Consider the following 9,234-nt stretch of genomic DNA (forward strand, 5'->3'; position numbering starts at 1 on the left):
CCCGCGCTTCACTCCGCCTCGAAGAGCGGAGTGGAGAGGTAGCGCTCGCCGGTGTCGCAGGCAAAGGTGACGATGTTCCTGCCGGCCATCTCCGGGCGTTCGGCCACGGCGAGGGCCGCGGCCACGTTGGCGCCGGTGGAGATGCCCGCGCACACGCCGTCAACGGCCATGAGGCGCCGGGCCGTGGCTATGGCTTCGCCGGCATCGGCGAGCAGCACCTCGTCGATGAGCGAGCGGTCGAGGATGTCGGGCACGAAGCCCGCGCCGATGCCCTGGATGGCGTGTGGGCCCGGCGCCCCCCCGGAAAGCACGGGCGAGGCCGCCGGCTCCACGGCGATGACCCTGAAGTCGGCGATGGATTCCTTGAGATAGCGGCCCGTGCCCGTGAGCGAGGAACCGGAGCCCACGCCGGCCACGAGAACGTCCATGCGGCCCGCGCTGTCATGCCAGATCTCCGGCCCCGTGGTCTCGTAATGCACGGCCACGGCGTCGCGGTTGGAAAACTGGTTCACCAGCCAGCCGCCCAGCTCGTCCGCGAGGTCGCGGGCGGCCGCCACGGCGGCGGCCATGCCGCCGGCAGCGGGCGTGAGGGCGAGCTCCGCGCCATAGGCGCGCAACAGGGCGCGCCGCTCGCGGCTCATGGATTCGGGCATGGTGAGCGCGCAGCGCAGGCCGCGCATGGCACACACGAGCGCCAGGCCGATGCCCATGTTGCCGCTGGTGGCCTCCACCACGAGCCCCCCGGGGCGTATGTCGCCGCGCACGAGCGCGCGCTCCACGCAATGAAAGGCCACGCGGTCCTTGATGGAGCCGCCGGGATTACGGTTCTCCAGCTTGAGCCACACAGTGCCCGGCAGCTCTTGGGAGAGTTTGAGCCGCAAGAGCGGCGTGCGGCCAATAGTTTGGAGGATGGATGTCTTCATGGGTGCTCCTGCAACTCGGAGACCGGCGACGCGTGCGGGCCGGCGCAAAAAGGGAGTGGCGCGCCGCGCGGCCGCCCGGGCCGCACCCGACGCGCGGTAGGATAGTAGAGTGATTTGCTAGGTAATGCAAATCTTCGCGCCGGGCATGCGCGGCGGCGTGACCTCTTCCGTTGCGGAATTTCCCCACTTTCCCGGTTGACAGGGGCCGCGCTTGGTCTTAAAGAAAGCATCCGCGCGCCGCCGCATCTGCCGGCAACGCCGCGCCCGTGGCCGCCGCCACGGGACTTTGTGCGAAAGGAGGACTCCCATGCGATTTTTCCAGTTCGTGCCCCTGCTTCTGGCGCTCGCCCTCTGCCTTGCCGGCGGCATCGCCCATGCCAAGGCCGACCCTGTGGAACAGTACACCGAGGCCGTCATCACCGGCGATGTGGCTGCGCTGGAAAAGCTGCTGGCGCCCAATTTCTGGTATATCGGCTCCAACGGCCACATTCGTGACAAGGCGCACTTCATCGAAGAGATCAAGGACAAAAAGCTCGTCGTGGACCGCATGACGCTTTCCAATATCCGCGAGACCAAGGTCGGCGAAACGCGGCTGCTCACGGCCAACGGCGTTTTCCACGGCACCTCCGAGATGCCGCGCCCGCAGGGCCTCATGCGCTATACCATGGTGCTCGGCGACAACAAGGGCACGGAACAGGTGGTGCTGTTCCAGGCAACGCCCGTCATTTCCACGCCCGAGTGCAAGGACGGCAACTGCAAGATCAAGTAAGCCGGCCGCAGCGTCCATTTTTGGAAAAGGCCGCTTCCGCGACTGCGGGAGCGGCCTTTTGCGCTGCGTGACGCGAGCCCAGGACAGCGGTTGTGATGATGTCGCGGCGCCCTTTCTCCCGAGCCTGGCCGCCGCACAGTTATACCTCGGCCAGTCGCAGGCATTTCCCCCAACACCGCCTGTCGCCCCTTTCCCGTACCGGGGGCGCCCCCGCCTCCCGCAGCCCCACAAAAAAGCCGCCCCCGAAGGAGCGGCCCTGTCAAAATCCGGGGCGCCCGGCCCTACTGCTGCACCCCCTCCGAAGCGGGCATGGTGTAGTCCGTCACCTTGTTGAAGATGCTGCCCTCGCGCGAGAGGCCCTGCGCCTCGGCCTTGGCGTACCATTCCTGGGCCAGCGCCTGGTCTGCCGTGACACCGAAGCCGTACTGGTAGCAGGCCCCGAGGAAGCGTTCGGCCTGGGCATAGCCCTGCTGGGCCGAAAGGCTCGCCCAGCGGAAGCTCTCCTGCTCGTTCTTGGGCGCGCCGTATAACCCCTGGCTGTAGTTGAGCGCAAGGTTGAACTGGGCCTCGGCATTGCCGGATTCCGCCGCGCGGGTCATGAGGTTCATCACCTGCTGCGGGTTCTTGGGCACGCCCGCGCCCACCTCATAGCAATAGGCGAGGAGCACCTGGGCCTCGCTGTCATTCTGCTCCGCCGCGAGCTGGAACCACTGGGCGGCGACGCCCAAATCCTGCTTCACGCCAAGGCCGTTCTCATAGCAGCGGCCGAGCATGACCTGCGCCCTGGGGTTGCCGTCGCCGGCCAGCGGCTCGATGAGGCGCAGGGTTTTCTGGTAATTGCCGATATTGTAGGCCGTCCACGCATCCTGGAGAATCTGGGCATCCGCAGCGGCAAGGGCCGAAGACGCGCCGGCGAGGGCGCCGCCGGCCAGCAAAAACGCGGCGGCAAGCGCCGTCAGGAACATCCTTTTCATATTTTTCCTCTTCTTGTTTGCAGGGCCGCGCCCGTCTCAAGGGACGCGGGCCTAGCCTATCCCGGCGCCCTCCGCTTGGCAAGGCATGCCGCAGGTGGCGCCGGCCTTGACAGAGCCCCGGGCCGTCCCGCATAGTCGGGCGACAGAGGAGGCCGGATGCCCGCAGCGCGAACCCGAATGACGCGACAGCGCGCCGAGATCCTCGCCGAACTGCGCAAGGCGAAGACCCACCCCACCGCCGAGGAGATCCACGCCAAGGTGCGCCGCGCCCTGCCCAGGATCAGCCTCGGCACGGTCTACCGCAACCTTGAGCTCTTGGCCCAGGCCGGCGAGATCCTCCGGTTCGAGGGCGGGGGCCACGGGCGCCGCTTCGATGGCGACGTGTCGCCGCACCTGCATGTGCGCTGCGTGCGCTGCGGCCGCGTGGCCGATGTGTGCGGGCCGGCGCCCGCGCCCGCGCTGGAGGGCCTTTCGGCCGCTGGCTTCGCCATCCTCGGGGCGCGCATTGAGCTCGACGGCCTGTGCGAGAGTTGCGCTGCCACCGCTGACCCGGCCGCCCCGGACCCCGCCTTTTCCCCCGAAAACCCGGCCCACGGAGGCTCCCATGAGTGACCCAAGCGAAATGTGGCGTTGCCAGACGGTGAATTGCGGCTACATCTATGACCCGGACAAGGGCGACCGCCGCCACAAGATCCCCGCCGGCACCAAGTTTGAAGACCTGCCCGAAGACTGGCGCTGCCCGGTCTGCGGCGCGGGCAAAAAAGCCTTTCGCCGCCTGACCGACGAAGCGTAGGCGCCCCTCATAACAGTCCGACACCCGCTCCCGGCACGTCCCGGGAGCGGGGATTCTCTTATTCGCCCTTCCCCTACGACCGGTAATCGGCGTTGAGGCTCACGTACTCGTGCCCAAGGTCAGAGGCCTGGAGGCTGTAACAGCCCGGGCCCGACCCGAGGATGATGTCCACGTCCACGTCCTTGGCCTTGAGCTTTTCGGCGAGCTCGGCCTCCAGCTCCTCGTTGACGGGCTGCCCCTTGCGGAAGCGCTCGATGCCGCAGAGAAAGAGGCTCACCTTGTCCGGGTCGAAGTCGGCGCCGCTGTAGCCCACGGCCGTGACGATGCGGCCCCAGTTGGCGTCCCCGCCGTAGATGGCCGTCTTGACGAGCTGCGAGTGCCCCACGCTGCGCGCCACGAGCTCGGCCTCGTCATCGTTGGCCGCGCCGCTCACCTTGATGTGGATGACCTTGGAGGCGCCCTCGCCGTCCGCCACCAGCATGTGCGCCACCGTGTCAAGGATGGCCGTGAGCGCGTCCTCCAGCGCCTTCTCGTCATCGGCGTTCATGGCCGCCACGCCCGAGGCGCAGTTGGCGAGGCCGAGAATGGTGTCATTGGTGGAGGTGTCGCCGTCCACGCTCACCCTGTTGAAGGTGGCGTTCACGGCGCGGCGGAACATCTCCTGCCAGGAGGCGCGCTCCACGCAGGCGTCGGTGAGCGCCACGCAGAGCATGGTCGCCATGTTGGGGCAAATCATGCCCGCGCCCTTGGCCATGACCGTGAGCCGCACGAGGCCCCCGGTGAGGCTCACCTCGCGCATGGCGAACTTGGGGAAGGCGTCTGTGGTCATGAAGGCGCGCGTGAAGCCCTCGGCGTCGCGGCTGCCCAGGCTTTGCGCCAGCGCCGGGATGGCCGCGCGCCACTTGTCCATTTTCAGGTGCGCGCCCACCACGCCCGTGGAAACGGGCAAGACCTCGTCCGGCTCGAGGCCCAGGGCCTCGGCCGTGAGGCGCTGCGTCTCGCGGCAATTGGCAAGGCCCTCGTCGCCTGTGCAGGCATTGGCCTGCCCGGAATTGGCAACCACGGCGCGCACCTCGCGGCCGCTGGCCAAAATCTCCTGGCAGACGCGCACGGGCGCGGCCCTGAAGAGGTTTTTCGTGAACATGGCCGCCAAAACACAGGGCCTGTCGGACACGATGAGGCCGAGGTCGTCCCGGCCGGCCTTGCGGAAACAGGCTTCGGCCGCACCGGCCCGGAAGCCCTTGGGAAGATCGTCGATCATGGTCGCTCCTTGTCGCGGGCGCGCTTCAACTCTTTTGCTAAAATTCCAGGCTCCCGGGGGTGCGCGGGAAGGGGATGACATCGCGGATATTGCTGATGCCGGTCAGGAACATGAGCAGCCGCTCGAAGCCCATGCCGAAGCCGGCATGCGGCACGCTGCCATAGCGGCGCAGGTCGAGATACCACCAGTAGTCTTCGGGCTTCTGGCCGAGCTCGGTCATGCGCGCGGTGAGCACCTCGAGCCTTTCCTCGCGCTGCGAGCCGCCGATGAGCTCGCCGATGCGCGGCACCAGCATGTCCATGGCCGCCACGGTCTCGCCGTCGTCATTGGCGCGCATGTAGAAGGCCTTGATCTCGCGCGGGTAGTCATAAACGATGACCGGGCGCTGGAAATGCGTTTCCGCGAGGTAGCGCTCGTGCTCGGTCTGGAGGTCGATGCCGAAGCTCACCGGGAAGGCGAAACCCGCGTCGGCCTCTTCCAGGATGCGCACGGCCTCGGCATAGGGGATGCGCGCGAAGGGCTGGCGCAGGATGCCGCGCAGGCGCTCCAGAAGGCCCGGCTCCACGAACTTGTCAAAGAGCGCCACATCCGCCTCGCAGCGGTCGAGCACATGCTCCACCACATGGCGGGTCAGGCCTTCGCCCAGNTCCATNNNGNCNNCNAGGTCGGCANAANGCCATTTCCGGCTCGATCATCCANAATTCCGCGGCATGGCGCGGCGTGTTGGAATTTTCGGCGCGGAAGGTGGGGCCGAAGCTGTAGACGCGGCCGAGCCCCAGGGCCAGGGCCTCGGCCTCGAGCTGGCCCGAGACCGTGAGGCTCGCCTGCCGCGTGAAGAAATCCTCGCCCTGCTGGCCCGGGGCGAGCGTGGTCACGCGNAACATCTCGCCCGCGCCCTCGCAGTCCGAGCCCGTGAGCACCGGCGTGTGCACCCAGGCGAAGCGGCGCGAGCGGAAAAACTCGTGCACCGCATATCCGGCCTCGGAGCGGATGCGGAAGGCNGCGCCATACTTGTTGGTGCGNGNCCNNAGGTGGGCGATGCCGCGCAAAAATTCGTCCGAGTGGCGCTTTTTCTGGAGCGGGAAGGTCTCCGGGTCGGCCAGGCCGAANACCTCCACGNTTTCGGCCCGCAATTCCCACTTCTGGCCCTTGCCCGGNGAGGCNACGAGCGCCCCGCGCACGCAGAGCGCCGCCCCGGTGGANGCNTCNCCGAGNNCNGCGTGCGCCGGCGTGCCGTCATCCACGATGCACTGGAGGTTGGCGAGGCAGGAGCCGTCATTGAGCTCCACGAACGAAAAGCCCTTGGCGTCGCGCCGGGTGCGCACCCAGCCGCAGACGGTNACGGCNTCGGCCGGNTTCNCGGCCTTGAGGACATCNACGATAAGAGTGCGCTGCATGGNGGCTCCTCCGGCGCGAANGCGCCTTTCCGCTCACGAAAAAAGGCAGCATAGCCTTTTCGGGGCCGCTGCTCAAGCCATGCGGGGNTNNCGGGGCCACCGGCCCCGGGACAGGCTGGNCGCCCGGCCCCACTCACCCNCGGACGNGCCGNNCNGNCCATTCCNCNCNCCGAAAACCGCANNAAAAAGGGGGGCCGAAGCCCCCCNGNTNCNNTCAGTCNTTGCGGCAAANCGGCTATTCGTCGCCTTCCCACTTGATGAAGCCNGGCTGCACGTTGCTCATGGCGTTGACGATGAGCTCCACGAGGCCGCCGTANGCAAAGCTGTTCTTGGAGTACAGGTCATTGTGCTCNAGNAGCTCGCGGATCTGGCCCTTGCAGTTGGAGCACGGGGCGCAGATATACTTCTTGGTCTCGGGGCCGAGGCATTCCTTGAAGGCCTCGCCGATCTGCCACAGCTTTTTGCGGCCCGAGATGTTGCCGCGCCATTCGTCGATGTTGTTGCGGGTCATGATGGCGAAGCCGGAGCCGCCGCCGCAGCAGTAGTTGTGCACGCCGTGGCAGGGCATTTCGCGGAACTTGGGCGCGATCTTGTGCAGGATGTCGCGCTGNGGCTTGACGATGCCCATGAGGCGCACCACGTTGCAGGGGTCGTGCAGGGTCACGGGGAAGTCNTTGCGCGACGGGTCGAGCTTGAGGCGCCCGGNGAGGATGATGTCGCGCAGGGTGACNTAGCAGCTTTCGCGCGGCACCTGGTACTCGAAGGGGATNACNCGGTCNGCCAGCACCGTCATGGCCTTGTTGGCNTGGCCGCATTCGCCCACCACCACCTTCTTGACGCCCAGTTCCTTGGCGGCNAGCATGTGGTCGAGNGCGATGCGGGCGAGCTGNGCGTCGTCGTAGAAGACGCCGTAGTTCACGCCGTCATAGGCCACGGCCTTGCTGGAGAGCGTCCAGGAAAGGCCNGCCTCCTGGAAGATGAGCGAGAAGGCGGCGATGTTTTCGGGCCAGGCCATGATCTCGCCGGCATTGTGCAGCAGCATGATGTCCGCGCCCTTCACGTCGAAGGGGGTGGTGATGCCGACGCCCGTGATCTCGGAATANTCCTCGTCGATGAACTCCACGTTCTCGCGCACGACCTCGGGGGTCATNCCCGTGGAGGAGCCCACCTTGAGCTGGTTCATGGTGCCCTTTTCGTGCAGCTCGCGCGGNTGGATGCCGAGNTCCTGGCTGAAGAGCTTGCGGATCTCGCGGGCGATGAGGCCGTTATCCACGCCGATGGGGCAGGTCTGCGCNCAGCGGCGGCAGACATTGCAGCGGTAGGCGAGCTCGCCGAGGCGCGCCACGGTCTTCCAGTTGAGGCCGATGTCGCCGTAGCGCCANTTGGCGAANGGNTCCTTCTTGATGTACTGATGNTAGATGCGGCGGAAGATCTCCGAGCGGTAGTTGGGCCGGTACATCTCGTTCTTGCCCGACATCTCCCACAGNTGNCAGGCCTCGGAGCAGGAATTNCACTGCACGCAGTTTTCCATGCTGCTCTCGAGCATGGGCAGGCACGTCCAGTTGTTCTCCTTGGAGAAGAGCTTGCGCATGCCCTCGAGGAACTTGTTGACGAGCTCCTCCTCTTCCTGCGGGTTCTTGGGCTTGGGGATATTGAGCACGCACACTTCGTCGAGGATACAGGCGGTGTTTTCCTTCTGCTCCTCGGTGAAGGGCTTCCAGGGCATGGGCTTCACGTCGAGCGCGAGCTCGGGCAGATCCTTGAGGTCAATACTGACCATCTGCCCTTCAACGGTGGAAACATCTTTCAGGGTCAGCTTGTCTTTCATGTGAGGACTCCCTACTCGTCGTTCTTGGGGGCTGCGGGGTTGGTGGTGGCCACGTCCACCCAGTTCCTGGGCGTGCCGTCCCCGGCGATGTGCGGGGCGGACCAGGTGACCTGGTACTGGAGCATCTCGTCGATGAGCTTCTTGTTCTTGTCGCTGTAGATCGTGGCTTCGTCACCCCAGCGGATGTCATGGTACATGAAGTACTTCATGATCAGGTGCCCCATGTTGGTCACGGGGATGGCGATCATCAGGAAGAAGCCCACAAGCATGTTAAGCACGAACCAGGAGCTGCCAAGCGGCTGGAAGTTGAAGGTGAAGAGATTGTAGATGAAATCGCGCGCCAGCTGGTAGTAGGAGGGGTTGAAGGCCCAGGCGCAGAGGGTGAGCACGCCGAAGACGACGAAGGAGCCCAGGTTGATGTACTGCTCCGCCGTGGTGTACTTCTTGAGGCCCTCGTCCTCGCGGCGGCGGATGATGAGCGCGATGCCGCCGCCCGCGATGCAGAAGGCGCCGAGCAGGACCACCGCATTGATGACATTGGCCACGAAGGTCATGAGGCCGCCCGTGGGGTCNACGCCGAAGAGCTGGAGCACCACNGCACAGACAAGGATGATGGTGCCGCCCATGAGCATGTACATGCCCACATGGAAGGGATAGGTGCGGATCCAGAGCTTGGGGTTGTGCTCATAGGTGGCGTGCAGGCAGAGCACTTCCACCAGGATGGCCTTGATGTCTTCCCAGTGGTCCACATGGCGTTTGTGGGTCCACCAGTTCTTTTCTTCCATATAGCTGCCGCCGTAGGCCTCCTTCTTGGGGCCCTCGTGCGGGACGGGGTAGAGCTCCCAGCGGATGTGCAGCGGGCTCGCCTTGAGATAGGTCCTGATTTTCAGCGCGGCAAGGCAGATGAAGCCCAGCACGGCCAGGTAGCCCAAGAGGTAGAAGAGTGTCATCATGCGTTTTCTCCCATGCTTCAGGATGCCGCCGCGCAGCCGCATGGCGGGGTTTTGCCGGAATCGTGCCGCCCGGCGCCAACCGGCCGGAACCGCCGGACCGGGAAANCANGCCGCCNNAANGCCCGCNCNGGNAGGGCTCGGGGCCNGCATGCGGCGNCCGGGAGCTCCGTGGCGGGATTCGTGACGGGTTTCTATCCATACNCGAATANGGCAGAAATGGAAAGCGCCCATTCCATTCGCAGGGACTGGATTTTTCGCGGGCGCAAAAATTTCCGCAAATAAATCCGGCATATTGCGANNNGGNCNNGCCGNCAAAAAAATCTTGCGGCGCNCGGG

Annotated in this window: 8 protein-coding genes and 1 pseudogene; 3 read left to right on the forward strand and 6 right to left on the reverse strand. The window is 65.9% G+C overall.

What is annotated here, in order from left to right:
- Positions 1–8: 8 nt before the first annotated feature.
- Positions 9–923, reverse strand: a complete 915-nt coding sequence (gene cysK, locus HDR50_RS00470; RefSeq protein WP_291354995.1) for a cysteine synthase A — start codon at positions 921–923, stop codon at positions 9–11.
- 307 nt (positions 924–1,230) lie between these two features.
- Between cysK and HDR50_RS00475 the strand changes: the two genes are divergently transcribed.
- Entirely contained in the window at positions 1,231–1,692 is a 462-nt protein-coding gene (locus tag HDR50_RS00475) for a nuclear transport factor 2 family protein (protein ID WP_291354997.1), read from the forward strand.
- 281 nt (positions 1,693–1,973) lie between these two features.
- Here HDR50_RS00475 and HDR50_RS00480 read toward each other — a convergent pair whose 3' ends face one another.
- A complete protein-coding gene (locus tag HDR50_RS00480; RefSeq protein ID WP_291354999.1) occupies positions 1,974–2,666 on the reverse strand; it encodes a tetratricopeptide repeat protein in 693 nt (230 codons plus the stop codon).
- A 156-nt stretch (positions 2,667–2,822) separates the two neighbouring features.
- Between HDR50_RS00480 and HDR50_RS00485 the strand changes: the two genes are divergently transcribed.
- Positions 2,823–3,278 (forward strand): transcriptional repressor, encoded by a 456-nt coding sequence (locus HDR50_RS00485; protein ID WP_291355001.1) that lies wholly within the window; start codon positions 2,823–2,825, stop codon positions 3,276–3,278.
- Positions 3,271–3,459, forward strand: a complete 189-nt coding sequence (locus HDR50_RS00490) for a rubredoxin (protein ID WP_165079466.1) — start codon at positions 3,271–3,273, stop codon at positions 3,457–3,459. The genes HDR50_RS00485 and HDR50_RS00490 overlap by 8 nt, the downstream gene beginning before the upstream one ends.
- Before the next feature lie 73 nt (positions 3,460–3,532).
- Here HDR50_RS00490 and argJ read toward each other — a convergent pair whose 3' ends face one another.
- The 4 genes and pseudogenes from argJ to HDR50_RS00510 all read right to left on the reverse strand — a co-directional run bounded on the left by argJ (position 3,533) and on the right by HDR50_RS00510 (position 8,898).
- Positions 3,533–4,717, reverse strand: a complete 1,185-nt coding sequence (gene argJ, locus HDR50_RS00495) for a bifunctional glutamate N-acetyltransferase/amino-acid acetyltransferase ArgJ (RefSeq protein WP_291355287.1) — start codon at positions 4,715–4,717, stop codon at positions 3,533–3,535.
- Between the two features lie 40 nt (positions 4,718–4,757).
- Positions 4,758–6,117: pseudogene (gene asnS, locus HDR50_RS00500) on the reverse strand (asparagine--tRNA ligase).
- Between the two features lie 235 nt (positions 6,118–6,352).
- Positions 6,353–7,945 carry a (Fe-S)-binding protein gene (locus HDR50_RS00505; RefSeq protein ID WP_291355004.1) on the reverse strand — a complete coding sequence of 531 codons (1,593 nt, stop codon included), beginning with the start codon at positions 7,943–7,945 and terminating at the stop codon, positions 6,353–6,355.
- An 11-nt stretch (positions 7,946–7,956) separates the two neighbouring features.
- The gene (locus tag HDR50_RS00510; protein WP_291355006.1) at positions 7,957–8,898 is read right to left on the reverse strand and encodes a respiratory nitrate reductase subunit gamma; all 942 of its coding nucleotides are present in this window, start codon (positions 8,896–8,898) and stop codon (positions 7,957–7,959) included.
- Between the last annotated feature and the right edge of the window lie 336 nt (positions 8,899–9,234).

Source organism: Desulfovibrio sp., assembly GCF_014803725.1.
Classification (GTDB): Bacteria; Desulfobacterota; Desulfovibrionia; order Desulfovibrionales; family Desulfovibrionaceae; genus Desulfovibrio.